Annotated in this window: 20 protein-coding genes; 6 read left to right on the top strand and 14 right to left on the bottom strand. The window is 73.0% G+C overall.

The window, feature by feature from the left end; genetic code table 11:
* Window positions 1–164: 164 nt before the first annotated feature.
* The 9 genes from ACFCZF_RS32060 to rimP all read right to left on the bottom strand — a co-directional run bounded on the left by ACFCZF_RS32060 (window position 165) and on the right by rimP (window position 13059).
* Window positions 165–1112, bottom strand: a complete 948-nt coding sequence (locus ACFCZF_RS32060; protein ID WP_376674614.1) for a bifunctional riboflavin kinase/FAD synthetase — start codon at window positions 1110–1112, stop codon at window positions 165–167.
* Between the two features lie 127 nt (window positions 1113–1239).
* Window positions 1240–5658 (bottom strand): hypothetical protein, encoded by a 4419-nt coding sequence (locus ACFCZF_RS32055; protein WP_376674613.1) that lies wholly within the window; start codon window positions 5656–5658, stop codon window positions 1240–1242.
* Between the two features lie 256 nt (window positions 5659–5914).
* Window positions 5915–6820: a tRNA pseudouridine(55) synthase TruB gene (truB, locus tag ACFCZF_RS32050; protein WP_376674612.1), complete on the bottom strand. Its 906-nt coding sequence runs from the start codon at window positions 6818–6820 to the stop codon at window positions 5915–5917.
* On the bottom strand, window positions 6817–7308 hold the full coding sequence (rbfA, locus tag ACFCZF_RS32045; RefSeq protein WP_376674611.1) for a 30S ribosome-binding factor RbfA: 492 nt from the start codon (window positions 7306–7308) through the stop codon (window positions 6817–6819). The genes truB and rbfA overlap by 4 nt, the downstream gene beginning before the upstream one ends.
* A gap of 63 nt (window positions 7309–7371) precedes the next feature.
* Complete coding sequence (locus ACFCZF_RS32040) at window positions 7372–7665, bottom strand: DUF503 domain-containing protein (RefSeq protein WP_376674610.1); 294 nt, start codon at window positions 7663–7665, stop codon at window positions 7372–7374.
* 154 nt (window positions 7666–7819) lie between these two features.
* A complete protein-coding gene (gene infB, locus ACFCZF_RS32035) occupies window positions 7820–10924 on the bottom strand; it encodes a translation initiation factor IF-2 (RefSeq protein ID WP_376674609.1) in 3105 nt (1034 codons plus the stop codon).
* 174 nt (window positions 10925–11098) lie between these two features.
* Window positions 11099–11380, bottom strand: a complete 282-nt coding sequence (locus tag ACFCZF_RS32030) for a YlxR family protein (protein ID WP_375918147.1) — start codon at window positions 11378–11380, stop codon at window positions 11099–11101.
* Between the two features lie 102 nt (window positions 11381–11482).
* Window positions 11483–12529 carry a transcription termination factor NusA gene (nusA, locus tag ACFCZF_RS32025; RefSeq protein ID WP_376674608.1) on the bottom strand — a complete coding sequence of 349 codons (1047 nt, stop codon included), beginning with the start codon at window positions 12527–12529 and terminating at the stop codon, window positions 11483–11485.
* A gap of 2 nt (window positions 12530–12531) precedes the next feature.
* Window positions 12532–13059, bottom strand: coding sequence for a ribosome maturation factor RimP (rimP, locus tag ACFCZF_RS32020; RefSeq protein ID WP_376674607.1), 528 nt, complete (start codon window positions 13057–13059; stop codon window positions 12532–12534).
* A 228-nt stretch (window positions 13060–13287) separates the two neighbouring features.
* On the opposite strand from rimP, the gene ACFCZF_RS32015 reads away from it, so the two are divergent.
* From ACFCZF_RS32015 to ACFCZF_RS32005, 3 genes are read left to right on the top strand one after another with little or no spacing between them, the layout of a single operon-like run.
* A complete protein-coding gene (locus tag ACFCZF_RS32015) occupies window positions 13288–13839 on the top strand; it encodes a hypothetical protein (protein WP_376674606.1) in 552 nt (183 codons plus the stop codon).
* A complete protein-coding gene (locus tag ACFCZF_RS32010; RefSeq protein WP_376674605.1) occupies window positions 13836–14396 on the top strand; it encodes a ferritin-like domain-containing protein in 561 nt (186 codons plus the stop codon). Before ACFCZF_RS32015 ends, ACFCZF_RS32010 begins: the two co-directional genes overlap by 4 nt.
* A 39-nt stretch (window positions 14397–14435) precedes the next feature.
* Complete coding sequence (locus ACFCZF_RS32005) at window positions 14436–15335, top strand: aminoglycoside phosphotransferase family protein (RefSeq protein WP_376674604.1); 900 nt, start codon at window positions 14436–14438, stop codon at window positions 15333–15335.
* A gap of 270 nt (window positions 15336–15605) precedes the next feature.
* Here ACFCZF_RS32005 and ACFCZF_RS32000 read toward each other — a convergent pair whose 3' ends face one another.
* Window positions 15606–16364, bottom strand: a complete 759-nt coding sequence (locus ACFCZF_RS32000; protein ID WP_376674603.1) for a helix-turn-helix domain-containing protein — start codon at window positions 16362–16364, stop codon at window positions 15606–15608.
* 224 nt (window positions 16365–16588) lie between these two features.
* On the opposite strand from ACFCZF_RS32000, the gene ACFCZF_RS31995 reads away from it, so the two are divergent.
* Genes ACFCZF_RS31995 through ACFCZF_RS31985 form a run of 3 tightly spaced genes read left to right on the top strand, consistent with a single transcriptional unit; the run spans window position 16589 to window position 19017 of the window.
* Window positions 16589–17257, top strand: a complete 669-nt coding sequence (locus ACFCZF_RS31995) for a DUF4097 family beta strand repeat-containing protein (RefSeq protein WP_376674602.1) — start codon at window positions 16589–16591, stop codon at window positions 17255–17257.
* A gap of 12 nt (window positions 17258–17269) precedes the next feature.
* The gene (locus ACFCZF_RS31990) at window positions 17270–18229 is read left to right on the top strand and encodes an ATP-binding cassette domain-containing protein (protein WP_376674601.1); all 960 of its coding nucleotides are present in this window, start codon (window positions 17270–17272) and stop codon (window positions 18227–18229) included.
* A complete protein-coding gene (locus ACFCZF_RS31985) occupies window positions 18226–19017 on the top strand; it encodes an ABC transporter permease (protein ID WP_376674600.1) in 792 nt (263 codons plus the stop codon). Before ACFCZF_RS31990 ends, ACFCZF_RS31985 begins: the two co-directional genes overlap by 4 nt.
* 116 nt (window positions 19018–19133) lie before the next feature.
* On the opposite strand, the gene ACFCZF_RS31980 is transcribed toward ACFCZF_RS31985, so the two are convergent.
* From ACFCZF_RS31980 to ACFCZF_RS31965, 4 genes are all read right to left on the bottom strand, one after another.
* On the bottom strand, window positions 19134–20837 hold the full coding sequence (locus ACFCZF_RS31980; protein ID WP_376674599.1) for a proline--tRNA ligase: 1704 nt from the start codon (window positions 20835–20837) through the stop codon (window positions 19134–19136).
* A 73-nt stretch (window positions 20838–20910) separates the two neighbouring features.
* Window positions 20911–21453: a GNAT family N-acetyltransferase gene (locus ACFCZF_RS31975; protein WP_376674598.1), complete on the bottom strand. Its 543-nt coding sequence runs from the start codon at window positions 21451–21453 to the stop codon at window positions 20911–20913.
* A 100-nt stretch (window positions 21454–21553) separates the two neighbouring features.
* Window positions 21554–22402 (bottom strand): GNAT family N-acetyltransferase, encoded by an 849-nt coding sequence (locus tag ACFCZF_RS31970; RefSeq protein ID WP_375918171.1) that lies wholly within the window; start codon window positions 22400–22402, stop codon window positions 21554–21556.
* A gap of 99 nt (window positions 22403–22501) precedes the next feature.
* On the bottom strand, window positions 22502–22768 hold a 267-nt coding region (locus ACFCZF_RS31965; RefSeq protein WP_376674597.1), incomplete at its 5' end, for a flavodoxin-dependent (E)-4-hydroxy-3-methylbut-2-enyl-diphosphate synthase.

Here is a 22768-nt window from a genome sequence, read left to right as displayed (position 1 = left end):
CAGCGGGGAAGCAATTCCGCCTAGCGGCGGGGTGAGGGCGGGCAAAGCAGGGGGAAACCCCCCCCCCCCCACCAAGAGAGGCACCCCCGAAAAGGGAGGGGGGGCGGGGCCCCCCAACCCCTCCCCCCCCTTCGGCGCCGTAGTCGTGGGAGGGGCGGGAGGCGTTACGACGCCGCCGCGACCAGCTCCCGGCAGCGCTCGACGTCCGCGGCCATCTGCTCGAGCAGCGCGTCCAGCGTCTCGAACTTCGCCTGGCCGCGTACGAAGGCCAGGAAGTCCACGGCGACGTGCAGGCCGTACAGGTCGAGGCCGACTCGGTCGATGGCGTACGCCTCCACCGTGCGCTCGGTGCCCTCGAACTGCGGGTTGGTGCCGACGGAGATAGCGGCCGGCATCGCCTCGCCCTGGGCGTGCAGCCAGCCGGCGTAGACGCCGTCGGTCGGGATGGCGGTGTGCGGGAGGGTCTCGACGTTGGCCGTGGGGAAGCCCATCTCACGGCCCCGCTGGGCGCCCCGGACGACGACGCCCTCGACGCGGTGCGGTCGGCCCAGGATCTCCGCGGCGCCGGCGACGTCGCCCTCGGCGACCAGGCGGCGGGTCAGGGTCGAGGAGAAGGGTTCGCCGCCGCCCGCGTCACCGGTCACGTACAGATCGACGACCTCGACCTCGAAGTCGTAGACCTTGCCCTGCTCGGTGAGGAACTCGACGTTCCCGGCGGCCTTGTGACCGAAGCGGAAGTTGGGACCCTCGACAACCGCCTTGGCGCGCAGCCGGTCGACCAGGACCTTGACCACGAAGTCGGCCGCGGACAGCTTCGAGAACTCCTTGGTGAAGGGGAGGATCAGCACCGCGTCCACGCCCAGTTCCGCCATCAGTTCGGCGCGGCGGTGGTGCGGGGCGAGCAGCGGCGGGTGGCTGCCGGGGCGGACGACCTCGCTGGGGTGCGGGTCGAAGGTGACGAGGACGGCGGGGACGCCCAGCTCGCGGGCGCGGTCCACCGCGTGCTTGATGATCAGCTGGTGCCCGCGGTGGACGCCGTCGTAGGAGCCGATGGTGACGACGCTGCGTCCCCAGTCCTCGGGGATGTCCTCCAAGCCACGCCAGCGCTGCACTGTGTCTGCTCCTTGGTGGTTTCCGTGGTGCCTCTTACGCAGGTCTAAGGGTGCCATGCCGTCCGGCTCCCGCCCGCATCGGCATCCGCGCTGTGACCGGGTGCACGCCCCGTGCGCCGGATCCGGCTCAGACGGGGACCCGGGCGCCCGCCAGGTTCTCGATCGTGCGGCGTGCGCTGGGGCCCACCAGCGCGGCCCAGTCCTGGGGCTCGTCGGCCAGCCAGCCGGTGACCCTGGTGGCGAACCCCGGGAGGTGGCGGGCCAGGTCGACCAGGCCGCGGTCGAAGCGGGTGGCGCCGTCCGGGGTGCGGACGAGGAGGAGGCCGGTGCGGTGGACGAGGGCGGGCAGGTCGTCGCCGCCGCACTGAGCGGCCGCGTGCAGCAGCGCGTCCAGGACGGCGGGGTCCCGCTCGTGGGCCAGGAGGTATTCGCGCAGCTCGCGGCGGAGCGGGCCGCTGCCAGGGGTGCCGCTGCCAGGGGTGCCGTCGCCGGCGAGGACGCCGGCGAGCGCGGCCCGTACCGGCTCGGGACCGTCGTCGAGCAGGCCGGTGACCAGGGGGTGGAGTACGGCACGGGCCCCGGGGTCCCGGTCGAGGCGCCGGTCGACGTACGCGGCCACGTGCCCGGCGGTCTCCGGGCGTTCCACCACGGCCTCCCCGACGAGTACGGCCACCCGGCGGGCCAGCGCGGGGGTGGTGGCGTCGGCGAGCCTGCGCAGCGCCTCCCCGGCGTCCGGGCCGCGCAGTCGGGCCCGGAAGGCGTCGAGGACCGGCTCGGGATGGGTCGGCAGCGCGGCGGCCACCGCGCTCGGCGGGAGGTACGGATCGCCCGCCGCGAAGTGGCCGAGCGCCCGAGCGAGGTGACGGTCGCGGCTGCCCGGATCCCGTACGAGCAGGGCGAGCGCGCCGCCGCGCAGGGCACTGTCGGCGGGGTCGGCGAGCAGGACCAGAGCGGCGTGACGGAGCAGGGTGCGGTCGGCGCCGGTGCGTGCGTGCAGTGCGGTGCGCAGGCCATGGGTCACCGCCGCCGTCCGCCGGGCGGGGCGCTCGTCGCGCGCCCACCGCTCGACGGCGCGGCAGAGGGCGGACGGCTCCTCCTCGGCCAGGACGGCGAGCAGTTCGTCGGCCCGTCGGTGCGCGCTGTCGACGAGTACCTCGGTGAGGCCGTCCAGGCCGCCCGGGCCGCGGTGGCGGTGCGTGTGCAGCAGCGCCTGTGCGGCCGTCGCGACGGTGGCGTGCGGGGTCGCGGGCAGCGGCCGTTCGTCGTCGAACCAGCGGACGAGGAGGGGTTGCACGGCCGCGGGATCGGCGGCGAGCCGTCCGGCGACGGTGTCGAGGTGGCGGGGGCCGGGCTCGTGCGGGGGGCCGTCGGCGAGGACGAGGCGGCGCAGCAGGTCCAGGCGCGTGGCCTCCGGCAGCCGCACGGCCGTCCAGAAGCCGGGCCCGAACTCCCCCGGCGCCGCCCGCCCTTCGCCGCGCCGCTCCGCGATGCCGTCGGCGAGCAGCCGCAGCACCTCCGTGTACGGCGTGGCGTCGGGTACGCGCGTCAGCACCTCGGCGAGCAGCCGGGCGGCCCACCAGGAGTGCGGGTCGGCGTCGAGTGCGTTCACCAGCTCTTCGAGAGTCAGGGCGAGTTGGGGGACGCCGTACTGGCGGGCGAGGAGCAGCAGGGCCTCGACGACGGGGCCGATGCGGTGGTGCGGCACGGGGAGGGCGTGCGTGTCGTGCGGGGTGCCGCGGTGGTGGACGAGGGCGCGCAGTGCTTCGTCCAGGTCGAGGTGCGTGCCCTGGATCCAGTCGGCGAGTTCCTCGTGGGCGAAGCGGTAGCCGCTGCCGGCGGGTACGAGGAGGCCCTCGCCGAGTACGGCCGTTGCCCAGCCGGTGCCGCCGCCGAGCCGGGCGGGGGCCGGTCCCCACGGGAACAGCGCCTCGAACGACTCTCGGTCGAGCTCGCCCTGGCCCGGGCCGAGACTGCGCCGGGCCGCCTCGTGGACCTGTCCGGAGACCTTTGCCGCGAGTCGTCGTACGGCGGTGCCGTGCAGGCCGTTCTCCCCGGCCAGGCGGTTGGCGACGCGCAGGCACGTCAGGTCCAGGTAGGCCGCGAGTACCGCGTCCCGCTCGACCTGGGCGGGGGGCGGGGAGCCGGGGAGGGCATCGTGGACCTCCGCGAGCAGGCGGAGGGTGAGGGGGTGCCGGCCGTCCGGGTCGGCGAGGGCGCCTTCCGGTACGCGGTAGCGTGCGCGCGCCTCCCGGGCCTCGTCGTCCCGCAGATCGCCGAGACGGACGCAGGGCGGGATACCTGCGCCGGGGGCTCCGGAGCGCGGCTCGGCGGACTCCGACCGCACGGCAGGGGCCCCTGGGGCTGTCGTCCCGAAGGGCGTCCTTCCGGCGGCCGGCCCCGTCTGCCTCGGGGCCGCGCCGGCCGCCCCGAACGGCGGTTCCGGTTCACGACCGGCGGCATACGACCGCGGCGCTCCGCCTGCCGCCCCTGCCGTCCCTGCCGTCGGCTCGCCCAGGGCCGTTTCGAGGGGCGTCCCGAGCGAGGGCACTTCACCGCCCGGCCCCGGCACCGACGCACCAGGGACCGGCACGGGACATGACTCATCAACGGCCGCCCCGGACCGCGGCGCCCCACCGCCCGCCTCGGGTTGAACCTCACCACCCGCCCCGGGGTGGCCCTCACCACCGGCCGACCCGGGCCACGGCTCCCCGGCGGCAATCGCCCGAGGCGACGGCACGCCCACGGCCTGCCCGTACGGCCACTCCCCCACAGCCGGGCCGGGCTCCGCCACCCCGCCAACCGTCGGTCCCGGCGCCGGCTCCCCCGCCACCGCCCCGTACAACAGCTCCCGCGGGAACTCCGCCCCCGCTCGCTCCCAGTACTCCGCCCGGCATGCCACCACGAGCCGTGTCCCCGTGTCCCGCAGCCACGTCACCGTGCCCTCCGTCCACTCGGGGAGGCGGTGGGCCAGGACGGGCGGCATCTCCTCGGGGCCGTCGAGCAACAGCAGGAGGGGGCGTCCGGCGGTGCGGGCGAGGTGGGCGAGGCGGTCCGGGGTGATGTCGCCGAGGCCGGCGGGGCGGGAGCGGTCCGAGGCGGCGATGATGCGGGCGGCCCGGGCCAGCGTCCTGCGTGCCGCGTCCGCCAACGACATGTCGTCGTCCCGCAGATCGGCGCCGCGCAGCCACAGCGTGGGCGCCGGTTCCGTCCCCAGCGCGCGGCGGGAGGAGAGGGCCGCCAACTCGGTCGTGCGGCCGCTGCCGGGTGGGCCGACCAGCCCGAGCACACTGGCGCGACTCACGGCGAAGGCGGCGAACTCCCGCACCACAGCCTCGCGTTCGACCGGATCCGCAGGGCGACCGACGCCCGGTCCGACACCCGGACCGCTCCGGGCACCGGGGCCGGGGCCGAGACCGGGGCCGGGACTGGGGCTGGGGCTGGGGCTGGAGCCGAGACCGGGACCGGGACCGGAACCGAGACCGGGACCGGGACCGGAACCGAGACCGGGACCGGGACCGGAACCGGAGCCGAGACCGGAGCCGGGACCGAGACCGGAACCGGAACCGAGACCGAGACCGGGACCGGAACCGGGACCGGGACCGGAACCGGGACCGGGACCGGGACCGGGACCGGGACCGGAGCCGGAGCCGGGACCGGAGCCGGAACCGAGACCGGGACCGGAACCGCGGCCAGCCCCCACACCCCCACCCACACGCCCACCCCCCACCGCCGCCCCCGACGGGCCGTCCTGCCCCACCGAGGTCGCCGTGAGTGCGAGTACGCCCGCCAGATTGAGGTCGGCGCCATAGGCCGGGACCGTCGCCGCGTTCTCGGCGAGCAGGTCGGCGAGGGGGCCGGGGGCGGGAAGCAACGGCACGGCGAAGCCGACGTCGCTGTGTCCGGAACTCAGGGCGGTGCCGAGGACGCCGACGACCGCGCCGGTCGCGATGTCGAGCACCGGTCCGCCGGCCGCGCCGCCGCCCAGCCGCAGCGCGTCCCGCCCCGATGTGCCGACGGCGAGTTCCAGGGCGTCGGCGAGGAGGTGGAAGCGGTCGGTGGCCGTGTAGGTGACGTCGGTGGCGCCGAGGACACGGGCCTCGCGCCAGCCGCCGGCGGCGATCCGGACGTACGTCCCGGCCTCGACCCTGCCCCGCACCGCGACGGGCAGCGGCTCGGCACCGAGGCCCTCGGAGCGTACGAGGGCCAGGCCGAGGGCGGGCAGCGGAGTCACGTCGGCGGCGGCCACGACACGGCGGCGGTCCCCGGCGCCGCTCAGCACCAGTCGGGACAGACCGTCGACCGCCTCATGGCTGGTGATCACCGTGCCGTGGTGATCGGCGAGGAAACCGGTGCCACGGGGACGGCCGGCGAGGTCATGGACACGGATCAGCGCGTCGTCGGGCGCGATTCGTGGTGCTTCGGTCGGCGGGGCGGGCGGCCCGCCGCGCGCCTGTGGGAACCCTCCACGCGCCTCCGGGAAGCCGTCCCGGGACCGCAGTCCCGCCCTGCCGCCCGCCGCCTCCCGGGACCGGTTCCGCGACGCCATCGTCGAGCCTCCCCGCCGTACACCCGTGCTGTGTGTTCGACGGTAGGCGCGTGATGATCAATGGGACAGATCCCGTGGCGAACGCGCCCCCTTCCACTCCCCCGGTTCACTCCGAGCGCCTGCCCGGATGGGTGAACAGGAAGGGAGGGTTGGATACACCCTATGTGGTGGGGGAACCGAGGGGGGACCGTGGAGCGGCGACAATGGAAGTCCCCGTGATCGCCGCTCCACGGGCGGAGCCCGACGGCAGGTCGGCTCAGCCGAACACGGCCAGGCTCTTCGCCTTGCCCTTGTGTTCCTCCACGAGCGCGAGGAAGCGGCCCTCGGGGTCGAAGACGGCGACGGCACCGGCGCCCGCGTAGGAGTCGGGCATCTCCAGCCGTACGCCGTTGGTGAGCAGCCGCGCCCGCTTGGCGTCCACGTCCCAGCGCGGGAAGGCGGCGGTGGCCGCGTCCGCGACCGGCATGACGGTGAGTTCCCGCTGGAGCTGGTCCAGCGTCCTGGCCGCGTCCAGCTTGTACGGGCCGACGCGGGTGCGGCGCAGGGCCGTGAGGTGGCCGCCGACACCGAGGTCGGCGCCCAGGTCGCGGGCCAGGGCGCGGATGTAGGTGCCGGAGGAGCAGACCACCGAGACCACCAGGTCCAGCACCGGGGTGCCGTCCTCGGCGACGGCGTCCCGGACGTCGTACACCGCGAACGAGGAGACGGTGACGGGGCGGGCGGGGATCTCGAACTCCTCGCCCTCGCGCGCCCGCTTGTAGGAGCGCACTCCGTTGATCTTGATGGCGCTGACCTTGGACGGCACCTGCATGATGCGGCCGGTCAGCTTGGCGACGGCGGCGTCGACGGCGTCCCGGGTGACCTTCGAGGCGTCGACCGACCCCGTGATCTCGCCCTCGGCGTCGTCGGTCAGTGTCGTCTGCCCGAGCCTGATCGTGCCCAGGTACTCCTTCTCGGTGAGGGCGAGGTGACCGAGGAGCTTGGTCGCCCGCTCCACGCCGAGGACCAGGACGCCCGTCGCCATCGGGTCGAGCGTGCCGGCGTGCCCGACGCGCCGGGTGCGGGCGATGCCCCGCATCTTGGCGACGACGTCGTGCGAAGTGAAGCCCGACGGCTTGTCGACGATGACAAGGCCGTCGGGCGTGGGGTGCTTGTCGGTCATTTAGCGGTGTCGTCCGTCTCGTCGGCGTCGACGGCCTCGGGGGCCGCGTCGGACTCGTCGTCGGACTCGCCCGGCTTGCGGTACGGGTCCGCCTCACCGGCGTATGCCGCGCCCGCGGACGCCTCGCGCACCTTCTCGTCGGACTGCCGCGCCTTGTCGAGGAGGTCCTCGATGTTCCGGGCGGTGTCCGGAAGGGCGTCCATGACGAAGGTCAGGGTCGGCGTGAACTTCACGCCCGCCGCCTTGCCGACCTCGGAGCGCAGGATGCCCTTGGCGCTCTCCAGGCCGGCGCTCGCGGCCGCGCGCTCCTCGTCGTCCCCGTACACCGTGTAGAAGACGGTCGCCTCTCGCAGGTCACCCGTGACCCGGGTGTCCGTGATGGTGACGTGCGAGCCGAGCCGCGGGTCCTTGATCCCGCGCTGCAGCTTCTGGGCCACCACCTCTCGGATGAGGTCCGCCAGCCTTTTCGCCCGCGCGTTGTCGGCCACTGGTCCGTCTCCCGTTCTCTTTCTTCGTCCGCGCTTGTTCCGCGCTTCTCGTGCGTTTTCTGGTCAGTCGTCGTCGCCGTGGAAGCGCCGCCTGACGGACAGCAGCTCCACCTCGGGGCGGCCGGCCACCAGCCGCTCGCACCGGTCGAGTACGTCGGAGAGGTGCCCCGCGTCGCCGGACACCAGGGCCAGGCCGACGACCGCCCGCCGGTGGAGGTCCATGTGCTCCACCTCGGCCACGCTCACCGCGTACTTCCGCTGGAGCTCGGCGACGATCGGGCGGACGACGGAGCGCTTCTCCTTCAGCGAATGTACGTCGCCGAGGAGGAGGTCGAAGGACAGCGTCCCCACATACATGTGTGCAACCGGTTCACCCGCCGGTTCGGGATCGATGGCCCCGCCATCCATGTGGCGGGGACATCAGAACCGTACAACGAACGGCCGGGGCCGATCGACGGAATTGTGCTCCGCCGACCGGCCCCGGACCGCACCGTCTCGGAAGTCGGGGCTGTTACACCCGCGGCTTCTCGCGCATCTCGTACGTCGCGATGACGTCGTCGACCTTGATGTCGTTGAAGTTTCCGAGGTTGATACCGCCCTCGAAGCCTTCGCGGATCTCGGTGACGTCGTCCTTGAAGCGACGCAGGCCCACGATGTTGAGGCTCTCCGCGATGACCTTGCCATCGCGCAGCAGGCGCGCCTTGGTGTTGCGCTTGACCTCGCCGGAGCGGATGAGAACACCCGCGATGTTGCCCAGCTTGGACGAGCGGAAGACCTCGCGGATCTCCGCCGTACCGAGCTCGACCTCTTCGAACTCCGGCTTGAGCATGCCCTTGAGGGCCGCCTCGATCTCCTCGATCGCCTGGTAGATGACCGAGTAGTACCGGACGTCCACACCCTCGCGCTCGGCCATCTGCGCGGCACGCCCTGCGGCGCGCACGTTGAAGCCGATCACGATGGCGTCGGAGCCCATCGCCAGGTCGATGTCGGACTCCGTGACCGCACCGACACCGCGGTGCAGGACGCGGATGTCGACCTCTTCGCCGACGTCCAGCTGGAGCAGGGAGGATTCCAGAGCCTCGACCGATCCGGACGCGTCGCCCTTGATGATCAGGTTCAGCTGCTGGACCTCGCCGGCCTTCAGCACCTTGTCCAGGTCCTCCAGCGACACGCGGCGCGTGCGCTTGGCGAACGCGGCGTTCCGCTCGCGGGCGGCACGCTTCTCCGCGATCTGGCGGGCCGTACGGTCCTCCTCGACCACGATGAAGTTGTCACCGGCACCCGGGACGTTGGTCAGGCCCAGGACCTGGACCGGCGTCGACGGACCGGCCTCGGCGACGTTGTTGCCGTTGTCGTCGAGCATGGCGCGGACGCGGCCGTAGGCGTCGCCCACCACCATCGTGTCGCCGACCCGCAGGGTGCCTCGCTGGACGAGGACCGTCGCCACGGCACCGCGGCCGCGGTCGAGACGGGACTCGATCGAGATGCCCTGCGCGTCCTGGACCGGGTTGGCCCGCAGGTCGAGCGAGGCGTCCGCGGTGAGGACCACGGCCTCCAGCAGGGAGTCGATGTGCAGACCCTGCTTGGCGGAGATGTCGACGAACATGGTGTCGCCGCCGAACTCCTCGGCCACCAGGCCGTACTCGGTCAGCTGACCGCGCACCTTCGTCGGGTCGGCGCCCTCGACGTCGATCTTGTTGACCGCGACGACGATCGGGACGTCGGCCGCCTGGGCGTGGTTGAGCGCCTCGACCGTCTGCGGCATGACGCCGTCGTTGGCCGCGACGACCAGGATCGCGATGTCGGTCGACCGGGCACCACGGGCACGCATGGCGGTGAACGCCTCGTGACCCGGGGTGTCGATGAAGGTGATCTTGCGCTCTTCTTCGTTGACCTCGGTCGCGACCTGGTAGGCACCGATGTGCTGGGTGATGCCGCCGGCCTCGCCCGCGATGACGTTCGTCTTGCGGATGGCGTCGAGCAGTCGGGTCTTACCGTGGTCGACGTGACCCATGACGGTCACGACCGGCGGACGGACGACCAGGTCCTCCTCGGAGCCCTCGTCCTCGCCGAACTCCAGGTCGAAGGACTCGAGCAGCTCGCGGTCCTCCTCCTCCGGGCTGACGATCTGAACCGTGTAGTTCATCTCGCCGGCGAGGAGCTGGAGCGTCTCGTCGGAGACGGACTGGGTCGCGGTGACCATCTCGCCGAGGTTCATCATGACCGCGACGAGCGACGCCGGGTTGGCGTTGATCTTCTCCGCGAAGTCGGTGAGCGAGGCACCGCGCGACAGGCGAATGGCTTCGCCGTTGCCGCGAGGCAGCATCACGCCGCCGACCGACGGGGCCTGCATGGCCTCGTACTCCTGGCGCCTCTGCCGCTTCGACTTGCGACCGCGACGCGCGGGACCGCCAGGACGACCGAAGGCGCCCTGCGTGCCACCACGGCCACCCGGACCACCGGGACGACCGCCGAAGCCGGGACGGCCACCGCCGCCACCGAAGCCGCCGCCACCACCGGGACGACCGGCGAAACCGCCGCCGCCACCGGGACGACCGCCGCCGCCACCGCCACCGGGACGACCGGCGAAACCGCCGCCGCCACCGGGACGACCGCCGCCGCCGGGACGACCGGCACCGCCGGGACCACGACCGCCGCCACCGGGGCCGGGACGCGGGCCGGCAGCAGGACGCTGCGGCATCATGCCGGGGTTCGGACGCGGGCCGCCGCCGGGACGGGGACCTGCGCCGCCGCCCTGCGGACGCGGCATCGAGCCCGGGCTCGGACGGTTGCCGCCCGGAGCCTGGGGACGAGGACCGCCGCCCTGGCCGCCGGGAGCCTGCGGACGGGGACCGGCGCCGGGGGCACCGGGACCGCCATGGCCACCGGGTCGGGGCGCGCCCTGCGGACGGGGCGCCTGCGGGCGTGCCATGCCGGCGTTGCCACCGGAGGTGAAGGGGTTGTTACCCGGACGCGGACCGCCAGGGCGGCCTCCGGGACGCTGCGCCGGGGCGCCGGGACGCTGGCCACCGGGACGGCCCTGGCCGCCCTGCTGACCGCGGTCCTGACCTCGATCCTGACCCGGACCGGACGGACGGGCACCGCCGGGCTTGGGAGCACCGGGACGCGCACCGCCGGGCTTCGGTCCGGCCGGAGCCGGAGTCGAGGCGGCGGGAGCGGCCGGAGCGGCCGGCGGAGCGGTGAACTCCGGGGCGGCCGGGGCCGGACGCGGCGCGGGCTTCGGGCCCGGCGTCGGACGCTGGCCCTGGGACTGGCCCTGGGACGGCGCCGGCGCGGGGGCCGACGGAGCCTCGGGCTGCTGGGCCGCCGCCGGCTTGGGTGCGGCCGCCGGCCGCGGGGCGGCCGGACGAGCCGCCTGCGCCGGGGACGGCGCGGCGGGCCTGGGGGCCGCCTTCTTCGGGGCCGCGGGGCGACCGGCGGACCGGCCGTTGCCACTGCCCTGCTGGAACGCGTCTGTCAGCTTGCGTACTACGGGCGCTTCGATCGTCGAAGACGCCGAACGGACGAACTCACCGAGTTCCTGGAGCTTGGCCATGACGACCTTGCTCTCGACACCGAACTCCTTGGCGAGTTCGTAGACCCGGACCTTAGCCACTTCGCTCCTCTGAGGTCCGGGTTGCGTCCGGACCGTCGCTAGTTCATGGGCGTACTCATCGCGTACTCATCGAGTGCTCATCGCAATCTCGACCTGCTTTCACTTCGCGAGGTACCAGGCCGCACGGGGTTCCGTACGGCTCGTCTTCCTTGGCACGTTGCCTACATGCTGCTGTCAGCAACCCTGTGCCTGCTCGACGTAGCGGCGCAACGCCTTTACGTCGAGCGGCCCCGGGACGCGGAGCGCCCGCGGGAACGCCTTGCGGCGCACTGCCTGGTCGACACAGACCGGTGCGGGGTGCACATAGGCACCCCGGCCGGGCAGCGTACCGCGTGGATCGGGGGTGCAATCACCCTCGACCGCCACAGTGCGCAGCAGCTCGCTCTTGACCGCTCGCTCCCGACACCCCACGCAGGTGCGCTCGGGGCATGCTCGGGTACGTGTCCGGCCAGACACAGCTAAGTCTACCTCCCCGGACCGACCTCACCCCTTTGGGGCAAGAATCGAACACATGCCGCACGCAAGACTGTCGTGATCTCAGCGCAGTGCGGCTTGGATCTATTCCCCGCGCCCCGCCGACGGGCGGTCGGACTGCTGCTCGGACGACTGCTCGGACGAGTGCTCGGACGGCTGCTCGGTGTCCGGCCGGATGTCGATCCGCCAGCCGGTCAGCCGGGCCGCGAGGCGGGCGTTCTGGCCCTCCTTGCCGATCGCCAGCGACAGCTGGTAATCGGGCACGATCACGCGTGCGGAGCGGGCCGCCAGGTCCACGACCTCCACCTTGGAGACGCGTGCCGGGGAGAGCGCGTTCGCCACCATCTCGGCCGGGTCGTCCGACCAGTCGACGATGTCGATCTTCTCGCCGTTCAGCTCCCCCATCACGTTGCGTACCCGGCCGCCCATGGGGCCGATGCAGGCGCCCTTGGCGTTCAGGCCCGAGCGGGTGGAGCGTACGGCGATCTTGGTGCGGTGGCCGGCCTCGCGGGCGATCGCCGAGATCTCGACGGACCCGTCGGCGATCTCCGGCACCTCCAGGGCGAAGAGCTTCTTCACCAGGTTGGGGTGCGTGCGGGACAACGTCACGGAGGGGCCGCGCACGCCCTTGGCCACCCGGACGACGTACGACCGCAGCCGCATGCCGTGCGGGTAGGACTCGCCGGGCACCTGCTCCTGCACCGGCAGGATGGCCTCCAGCTTGCCGATGTCGACGAGCACGTTCTTCGGGTCGCGGCCCTGCTGGACCACGCCGGTGACGATGTCGCCCTCGCGGCCGGCGTACTCACCGAGCGTCGCGTCGTCCTCGGCGTCGCGCAGCCGCTGCAGGATGACCTGCTTCGCGGTGCTGGCGGCGATACGGCCGAAGTCGGACGGGGTGTCGTCGAACTCGCGGGCCGCCTGGCCCTCTTCGAGGTCGTCGGGGTCCTCCTTCGCCCACACGGTCACATGCCCGGTGTCCCGGTTGAGCTCCACGCGCGCGTGTCGGCGGCTTCCCTCGGTGCGGTGGTAGGCGATGAGGAGGGCCGACTCGATCGCTTCGACCAGCAGGTCGAAGGAGATCTCCTTCTCCCGTACCAAGCCCCGCAGGGCGCTCATGTCGATGTCCACGGCTACGCCTCCTCCTCTTCCGTCGTGTTCTTGTCGTTCTTGTCGCCGCCGGCGTCCTTGCGGTTGAACTCCACCTGGACGCGGGCCTTGTCGATGTCGGCGAAGGCGAGTCTGCGGGTGGTGGCCTTGCGGCCCTTCACTCCGGGCACTTCGAGGTCGAGTCCGTCGTCGTCCACACCGAGGACGCGTGCGACCAGTTCGCCGCCCTCGTGGAGCTGGAACCGCACCAGGCGGTCCGTGGCGCGCACGTAGTGGCGGTGCTCGGTGAGGGAGCGCTCCGCGCCCGGGGTGCCGACCTCGAGGGTGTACTCGGCCTCGCCCATAGCGTCGCTCTCGTCGAGCTTCGCCGAGAGCGCGCGGCTCACATCGGCGATCCGGTCCAGGTCGGCACCGGTGTCCGAGTCGACGACGACACGCAGCACACGCTTGCGGCCGACCGAGTCCACCGCGATCTCTTCGAGGTCCAGGCCCTGGGAGGCGACGAGCGGCTCCAGCAGCTCTCGCAGCCTCTCGCTCTGGGTGGTGCTCATCCGGGTGACTCCTCGGCCGCGTGTGCTGTTGTGGGACGGTGCGCGTGTCTGGTCAAAGGGTATCCGGTCCCGGGGGGTGTTGCCGTCCACCCTGGACCGGCGGCGCCGATGAGTGGTGCCCGGCCGGGGCCCGGGTACCGTGATCACGGGCAGGCCGCACCGCGGGTTCCCGCCGCTCGCCCGTCGCTTTGCCGTCGCTTCCGTACGAGCCTGTCGAGGACGTCTGCCGTGTCGTTTTCCTCATCGCCGCGCCTGCCCGCATCGCCGCGCCCGCCCTCGGGGCCGCGCAGGAGGACCCTGCTCGCGTCGGCCGCCGGTGCCGCCCTGCCCGTCGGCTGTTACGGCGGGCCGGACGACGGTGGCACGGAGGGCGGTCCGCCGGCCGCCGACCGCGCACGCGCGCGTGCGGCCCGGGACAGCGAGGAGCTGGCCGGGCGGTACGCGGCGGTGATCAGCGCGCATCCGGGGCTGGCGGAGCGGCTGGGGCCGCTGCACGGGGCGGTGGTACGGCACGCGGAGGCGTTCGGTGCCGTGCGTGCAGCCTCGCCGAAGGCGTCGCCCTCGGTCTCCGCGCGGGCCGCCGGGCCGGAGGACGCCTCCGCCGCCGTACCGGCGGCCGAGAAGGACGCCCTGGCCCTGCTCGCCGCCGCCGAGCGGAAGCTGGCCGACCGGCGGACCGGGGCGCTGCTGGAGGTGCCGGGCGAGCTGGCGCGGTTGCTGGCCTCGGTGGCGGCGGCCGGATCCGCGCACGTGTATCTGCTGACGGAGGGTGAAGGGTGAGCGAGGCGGAGGACCGGGAACTGGGCGCCCTCCAGGCGGCGCTGGCGGCGGAGCACGCGGCCGTGTACGGCTACGGGGTCGTCGGCGGACGGATCGGCGAGGCACGGCGCACCGAGGCGCGGACGGCGTACGACGCGCACCGGGCGCGGCGCGACGCGCTGGCGCGCACGGTGCGCGACCTCGGCGGCAAACCGGTCGCCGCGGCGGCCGGGTACGCGCTGCCCTTCTCGGTGCCGGACTCGGCGGCGGCGGTGCGGCTGGCGGCCGAGCTGGAGGAGCGCGTGGCCGGCGTCTACTCCGACCTGGTGCGGGCGGCCGAGAGCGAACGCCGGGCCACGGCGGCCGGAGCGCTGCGGGAGGCGGCGGTCCGGGCGGTGCGCTGGCGGGGCGGGAGCGTAGCCTTCCCTGGGCTCGCCGAGCGGGCCGGCAGCCCGTCGACCCCGGATGCGGCGTCGGACCAGGCTCCGGACCCGGACCCGGACCCGGACCCGGACCTGGCTTCGGGTTCGGGTTCGGCTTCGGCTTCGGCTTCGGCTTCGGCTTCACCGACTGCGTAACACGTACGGCTGCCCGTACGGGAAGGGAACGGCTCGCGCATGGCTTTCGAACCGCCGCGGCGCCTGGTCAGGGCGCTCGGTGAGACGGCACCGGACGGTGACGACTGGTTGGAGAAGCTGCCCGAAGCGGCGGAGCGGACCCTGGCGCTACGCGAGTTGACCGCGGAGCGGGTGCAGGTGCCCGGCGGGCGCAGCAGTCTGGTGGTCCTGGTGCGGACGGCCCACGGGAAGCCCGCGGTGCTGAAGCTGGCCCCGCGCCGCGCACGCCCGGAGAGCGAGCGAGCCGCGCTCGCCCACTGGGGCGGACTGGGCGCCGTACAGCTGCTCGAAGCGGAGACGGCGGAGGGCGTACTCCTGCTGGAGCGGCTGCATCCGGACGTGTCGGTGCGGTCGCTGCCGGAGGCGAAGGCGTTGCTGGAGGCCGCGGGCACGCTGCGGCGACTGTGGGTCGAGCCGCCCGCCGGTCACCCCTTCGAGACCGTGGCCGAGCGGACCGGGCGGCAGGCCGAGGCCATGCGGGCGGGCGCGGTGGCCGACCCGGAGGTGGCGCCGCTGGTCGACGCGGCGCTCACGGCCCGCGAGGAACTGCTGGCCGCGCCGCCCGAGCAGCGGCTTCTGCACGGCACGTTCCGGCAGAGCAAGGTGCTCGCCGGGGAACGGATGCCTTGGCTGGCCGTGGGTCCCGACCCGGTGGTCGGCGAGAGCGCCTTCGACCTCGCGCGGCTGGTGCGGGACCGGGTGGAGGACCTCATCGCCCAGCCTTCGGGCGCCTCGACGACCCGGCGGCGGGTCAAGCGGCTCGCGGAGTCGTTGGAGGTCGACCAGGAGCGGCTGCGTGGCTGGACACTGTTCCGCGCGGTCGAGTCGGGCGTACGGGCCCGCCGGGTGGGCCGGGAGCAGGACGCGGAACTGCTGCTGGAGTTCGCGAGCTGGCTGTAGGACGCCGGGCGTACCCAAGGGCGTTGGCACCGGGACGCGCCGCCGGTTGACAAGGGTGTCGCCGCCGGTCGCCGTACGGGGTGGGAGAGGGGCCGCTTTGTCACGGCCCCTTGCACGCCTCCGCGCGTCGTCGTACCGCTGGCCGGTCGGCCGGGTGCCGTCTCGGGGACACAAGGCCCCTGCGTCGTCGGCGGGCGCGCCGTCGCCCCGGCCGCCGGTCGCCGTGAACGCCGCCTCGCCACCGCGCCGGGGCCCGGACGGGCGGCGCGCTCAGCGGTCCGTCGTCTCCGCCTCTTCCGGCGCTGCGGGCCCGGGCGTCCTGGCTTTCGTGTGGAGGACCTCGCGGGCCTGCTCGGCGGCGCGGGCGGTGGTCTCGCTGACGAAGTCGAGGAAGCGGGCGACGTTCTCCAGGCGGGCGCCGGCCGGGGTGCCGGAGCCGAGGATGCCCACGCCCTGCCGTGCGGTCTCGACGACCTGGGCGATGGACCGGGCGCTGGCCACCGTCGACTGGTACCAGATGTCGTCGTCGACGACATAGCGCTCGCGGCGGCGTTCGTCGCGTTCCCGGCGGACGAAGGCCTGCTCGTCGAGGAACGCGATCGCCTTGGAGACGGACGCCGGGCTCACCTGAAGACGCTGGACGAGCTCGGACGCGGTGAGGCTGCCGGAGTCGGTGAGGGTGAGGCAGGCCATGACCCGGGCCATCATCTTGGGCATGCCCGAAGCCATGAGGACGGTGGTGAACACCTCCTCGTACTCGCGTACGGCCTCGGCGTCGCGTCCGTGCGCCTGCGGGGTCGCCTTCGCGCCCTGGGGCGCGGCCTGCCTGCGCCGGTGGGCGCGGTGTTCGGTGGCGCGGTGGGCGAGGTCGGCGCGGTAGGCGGTGGGGCCGCCGTTGCGCATCACCTCGCGCGTGATCGTCGAGGTCGGGCGGTCGACGCGCCTGGCGATCTCCGCGTAGGCGAGGCCGTCGGCCAGCCCCAGTGCGATCTGCTGACGCTCCTGCTGAGTGAGCCTGCCTCCAGGCATCGCTTGCCTCCTTCGTGTTCCCTTGGCGCCCCAGCATAGCGTTCGACTTCACTCCATTGCAACGACCATACGGTCGGCGTTGCGTTAATCGAGAAGACCATTGCAACAATTACTGGCCATCCATCAGCGGTTATGCTGTTTCGACGCAACAGACTTATTGATGGATCCATGAATGCAACGTAGCGTTTTTCTTATCGGAAAGCAGCAGACCGAAGGAGAGCACGATGCAGACGTTCAACACCCCCGCCCCGATCACCACCGTCCTGGACATCCCCGCGGGACGCATCCGGTTCATCGCCGCCGACCGGGCCGACACCACGGTCGAGGTCCTGCCCGTGGACGCCTCGAACGGCCGCGACGTGAAGGCCGCGGAGCAGACCAGGATCGAATACGGCGACGGCGTCCTGCGGGTCGAGGCGACGGTGCAGAACCGGATCCTCGGCAGCTCCGGCTCCGTCGAGGTGACCATCCAGCTGCCGGCCGACTCCCGGGTCGAGGCGAAGGCGGCCAGCGCCGAATTCCGGGGCGTCGGGCGGCTCGGCGACGTCGCCTACGAGAGCTCGCACGGCTCGGTCAAGCTCGACGAGGCCGCGAGTGCCCGGCTCACCACCCTCGCCGGTGACGTCTCGGTCGGCCGCCTGGACGGCCCCGCGGAGATCAGGACCGCCAAGGGCGACATCCGGATCGCCGAGGCCGTGCGCGGCACGGTCGTGCTGCGCACCGAGGCCGGCGAGGTGTCGGTCGGCGCCGCCCCCGGAGTCTCCGCCTCCCTGGACGCCGGCACCGGCTACGGCCGGATTCACAACTCGCTCAGGAACACCGACGGCGCCGCCGCGGACCTGACCATCCACGCGACCACCTCCTACGGCGACATCGTCGCCCGCAGCGTCTGAGGAGCACCCATCATGACCACTCCGGCCATCACCGCGAACGGGCTGCGCAAGTCCTACGGCGACAAGGTCGTCCTCGACGGCATCGACCTGCACATCCCGGCGGGGTCCGTGTTCGCCCTGCTCGGGCCGAACGGCGCCGGCAAGACCACCGCCGTCAAGATCCTCTCCACGCTCGTCTCCCCCGATCCCGCCTCCGGTGAGATCCGCGTCGGCGGCCACGACATCGCCGCCGACCCGCAGGCGGTGCGGGCCGCGATCGGTGTCACCGGGCAGTTCTCCGCCGTGGACGGCCTGATCACCGGCGAGGAGAACATGATCCTCATGGCCGACCTGCACCACCTCTCCAAGCAGGAGGGACGACGGGTCGCCGCCGAACTGCTGGCGCGGTTCGATCTCACCGAGGCGGCGACGAAGCCCGCCTCCACCTACTCCGGCGGCATGAAGCGCCGCCTCGACATCGCCATGACCCTCGTCGGCGACCCGCGGATCATCTTCCTCGACGAACCCACCACCGGCCTCGACCCCCGCTCCCGCCACAACATGTGGCAGATCATCCGCGAACTCGTCACCGGCGGCGTCACCGTCTTCCTCACCACCCAGTACCTCGAAGAGGCCGACCAGCTCGCCGACCGCATCGCCGTACTCAACGACGGCAGGATCGCCGCCCACGGAAGCGCCGAGGAGCTGAAGCGGCTCATCCCCGGCGGACACATCCGGCTCCGCTTCACCGACCCGGCCGCCTACCAGCGCGCCGCCTCCGCGCTGGGCGAAGTCACCCGGGACGACGAGGCACTGGCACTGCGGCTCCCCAGCGACGGCAGCCAGCGCGAACTGCGCTCCGTCCTCGACCGGCTGGACTCCGCCGGCGTCGAGGCCGACGAACTGACCGTGCACACCCCCGACCTCGACGACGTGTTCTTCGCCCTGACCGGTCCCGACATCCCGAACCAGCCCAAGGAGACCCTCCGATGAGCTCCCTCTCCCTCGCCGTGCGCGACTCGTCCACGATGCTGCGCCGCAACCTGCTGCACGCCCGGCGCTACCCGTCCCTCACCCTGAACCTGCTGCTCACGCCGGTCATGCTGCTACTGCTCTTCGTCTACGTCTTCGGCGACGTGATGAGCGCGGGCATCGCCGGCGGCGGCGCCGACCGCTCCGACTACATCGCCTACCTCGTGCCGGGCCTCCTGTTGATGACCATCGGCAGCACCACGATCGGCACCGCGGTGTCCGTCTCCATGGACATGACCGAGGGCATCATCGCCCGCTTCCGCACCATGGCGATCCACCGCGGCTCCGTGCTCATCGGGCACGTCATCGGCAGCGTGCTCCAGTCCGTCATGAGCGTGGTCCTCGTCGGCGCCGTGGCCGTCGCCATCGGCTTCCGCTCCACCGACGCCACCGCCCTGGAATGGCTGGCCGCGTTCGGACTGCTCGTGCTCTTCGCCACGGCACTCACCTGGATCGCCGTCGGCATGGGCCTGATCAGCCCGAACGCCGAGGCCGCCGGCAACAACGCGATGCCGATGATCCTGCTGCCGCTCCTGTCCAGCGCCTTCGTCCCGGTCGACGCGATGCCGGGCTGGTTCCAGCCGGTCGCCGAGTACCAGCCGTTCACCCCGGCCATCGAGACCCTGCGCGGGCTGCTGCTCGGCAGCGAGATCGGCCACAACGGGTGGCTGGCGGTCGCCTGGTGCCTGGGGCTCGCGGTGCTCGGCTACTTCTGGTCGGCCGCGAAGTTCAACCGCGACCCGAAGTAACCGCCATGACAGCGGGCCAACTCCCGCAACCCGTTCCGCCCGAGGGCGGCGTACGCCGGCACCGCGCCGGAGTACGCCGCCCCTTCCACGTCATGGGCCGCCGTGGGCCCGGGGTGTCAGGCCGTGAGGCGGGCGACGGCCTCCTCGACCGTCAGTTCCTCGCGCTCACCGGTACGGCGGTCCTTCAGCTCGACCACGCCCTCGGCGGAGCGGCGTCCGGCGACCAGGATCCGGGGTACGCCGATGAGTTCGGCGTCCGTGAACTTGACGCCCGGGGAGACACCGGCCCGGTCGTCCACCAGGACGCGGACGCCGGCCGCGGCCAGCTTGTCGGAGACCTCCAGGGCCAGCTCGGTCTGCAGGGCCTTGCCGGCGGCGACGACGTGGACGTCGGCCGGGGCGACCTCCTTGGACCAGACGAGGCCCTTGTCGTCGGCGTGCTGCTCGGCGAGGGCGGCCACCGCGCGGGAGACGCCGATGCCGTAGGAGCCCATGGTGACGCGGGCCGGCTTGCCGTTCTGGCCGAGGACGTCGAGCTTGAGGGCGTCGGCGTACTTGCGGCCCAGCTGGAAGATGTGGCCGATCTCGATGGCGCGGTCCAGCTTGAGACCGGTGCCGCACTTGGGGCAGGGGTCGCCCTCCCGGACCACGACGACGTCGACGTACGCGTCGACCTCGAAGTCACGGCCCGCCACGACGTTCTTGGCGTGGGTGTGCTCCTTGTTGGCGCCCGTGATCCACGACGTGCCCGGCGCCACGCGCGGGTCGGCGACGTACTTCACCTTGTCGCCCAGGCCCTGCGGGCCCACGTAGCCGCGGACCAGGTCGGGGCGGCCGACGAAGTCCTCGGGGGTGACCAGCTCGACGGCGGCCGGGGCGAAGTGGGCCTCGACCTTGTCCAGGTCGACCTCGCGGTCGCCGGGGACGCCCACGGCGACGATCTCGCCGTCCACCTTGACGAGCAGGTTCTTCAGCGTGGCGGAGGCCGCCACGCCGAGGGACGCGGCGAGCGTCTCGATGGTGGGGGTGTCGGGGGTCGGGATGTCCTCGGCCGCGGGCACTCCGGCGGCGTCCACGGGCTGGAGCGCGTAGGCGATCGCCTCGGTGTTGGCGGCGAAGTCGCAGTTCGGGCAGTCCGCGAAGGTGTCCTCGCCGGCCTCGGCAGGGGCGAGGAACTCCTCGGACTTGGAGCCGCCCATCGCGCCGGCGGTCGCGGCGCAGATGCGGTAGTCGAGGCCGAGGCGCTCGAAGATGCGCTGGTAGGCGGCGCGGTGCAGGGCGTAGGACTCGGCGAGGCCCTCGTCGGCGACGTCGAAGGAGTAGGAGTCCTTCATCAGGAACTCGCGGCCGCGCAGGATGCCGGCCCGGGGGCGGGCCTCGTCGCGGTACTTGTTCTGGATCTGGTAGAGGATGACCGGCAGGTCCTTGTAGGAGGACGCCTGGTCCTTCACCAGCAGGGTGAAGATCTCCTCGTGGGTGGGGCCGAGGAGGTAGTCGCCGCCCTTGCGGTCCTGGAGGCGGAACAGCTCGGGGCCGTACTCGTCCCAGCGGCCGGTGGCCTCGTAGGGCTCGCGCGGCAGCAGGGCGGGGAGCTGGACCTCCTGGGCGCCGATGGCGTCCATCTCCTCGCGGACGATGCGCTCGATGTTGCCGAGGACCTTCTTGCCGAGCGGCAGCCAGCTCCAGAGGCCGGCGGCGGTGCGGCGCACGTAGCCGGCGCGGACCAGCAGCTTGTGGCTGAGGACCTCGGCGTCCGCCGGGTCGTCGCGCAGCGTCTTCGCCATCAACTTCGACATGCGCTGGACCGGTGCGTTGGCCATGGTTCTCGTGTCTCCTGCTGCGTAAGGGTGGTGCTAGGAGGTTAGCCGGGGGGTCCGGTGCGGTGGAAATCGGTTAACGACCGGCCGTCGGCCTGCGCAGGGGCAGCGGGGCGCCCATCACGGCGTACGGCTTGGGGGCGCTGGGGAAGAGGACCTGGCGGGCGAGGTCCTGGTAGCCGAGGGAGCGGTAGAGACCGCGGGCGGGGCTGTCGGTGTCGATCGCGGAGAGGATCGAACGGGGCTCGGTGGCGCTGTCGGTGATCGTGGTGATCAGGGAGCGGCCCGTGCCGCGGTTCTGGTGGGCCGGGTGGACGTGGAGTTCGGTGATGACGAAGGAGTCGTCGAGCCAGGCGTCGTTGCCCTGCGCGCGGAGGTAGGGCTCGACGACGGTGGACCACCAGTGGGCGCGGTCGTTGGGCATGCCGTAGACGAAGCCGACGAGGTCGCCTCCGACGGTGGCGCCGAGGGCTCTGGCTCCGGGGTGGGTCATGTGGCGCAGGACGATCTGGCGGCGGACGGCCACCTCGTCGGGGCCGAGTCCGAACGCGGCGGCTTGGACCGCGAGGGCCTCGTCCACGTGCGCGGCGAGGTCCAGTGGGCCGATCACGAGCTCCATGGCGGGGAGCCTACCCGGGTGCTCCGTCGGACAGCGCGGGTGCGGGGGGGGGCGCGGGCGCCGCTCCCGGCGGGACCGGAGCCGGCGTTTCCCGGAGGGTTCAGAACAGCACGCTCATGAAGGCGCCTACCTCCTGGAAGCCCACCCGCCGGTACGTCCGCCGTGCCGCCGTGTTGAAGTCGTTCACGTACAGGCTCGCCACCGGGGCGACGTCCGTGAGGGCATAGCGGAGGACCGCCGCCATGCCCGGTGCCGCGAGGCCGGTGCCCCGGTACTCGGGGGCCACCCATACGCCCTGGATCTGGCAGGTGCGGTCGGTGGCGGCGCCGATCTCGGCCTTGAAGACGACCCTGCCGTCGCTGTCGAAGCGGGCGAAGGAGCGGCCGGAGCCGACGAGTTCGGCGACCCGGGCCTGGTAGAGCAGGCCGCCGTCGCCGGCCATCGGGGAGATGCCGACCTCCTCGGTGAACATCGCCACGCAGGCCGGCATGATCCGCTCCATCTCGTCCTTGCGGACGCGGCGGACGTACGGGTCGGGGGTGATGTCGGCGGGCATGCGGCCGGTGACCATGAGGGGCTGGCGGGTGCGGACCTCTCGGGCCGGGCCCCAGCCCGGTTCGAGCAGGCGCCAGAGCTGGGCGGTCGTGTCGGCGGGACCGACGATCGAGGAGCAGCGGCGGCCGGCCCGCCGGGCGCGGTCGGCGAAGGCGCGGACGGCGCGCGGGGTGGCGCAGATGGGGACGAGGTTGGCGCCCGCGTAGCACAGGGAGGTCAGCATTCCGTGCTCGTACCAGCCCCACATCTCGCCGCCGAGCCGCCACGGGTCGAGGCCGGCGATCTGTACCCGGGCGGCGACGAAGGCGTTCGCGACCGGCTCGCGGTCGAGGATGGCGAGCGCGGCGTCCAGGTCGCTCGGTTCGAGCACGCGGGAGGTGGTCTGCGTCAACACGTGCGGGGGCCTCACCCTGAGATCTGCTGGTCCCCGCACTGTACCTGCCACGAATATGCCGCGCCGCCCCCCAGGGCGACGCGGCAGAAGCAGGGTGGATCAGCCCGCGACGGCCACCGAGGGCTCGCCGGAGGCCACGCCGTCGGCCTCCATCTGCTCGGCGATCTTCATGGCCTCTTCGATGAGCGTCTCCACGATCTTGGACTCGGGGACGGTCTTGACGACCTCGCCCTTGACGAAGATCTGGCCCTTGCCGTTGCCGGATGCCACACCGAGGTCGGCCTCGCGGGCCTCGCCGGGGCCGTTGACGACGCAGCCCATGACGGCGACGCGCAGCGGGACGTCCATGCCCTCCAGGCCGGCGGT

It is taken from the genome of Streptomyces sp. NPDC056296, assembly GCF_042268605.1.
In the GTDB taxonomy this organism is placed as follows: domain Bacteria; phylum Actinomycetota; class Actinomycetes; order Streptomycetales; family Streptomycetaceae; genus Streptomyces.
Note: the sequence above shows the minus strand (reverse complement) of the source record. Positions and strands in the feature narration are given on the sequence as shown.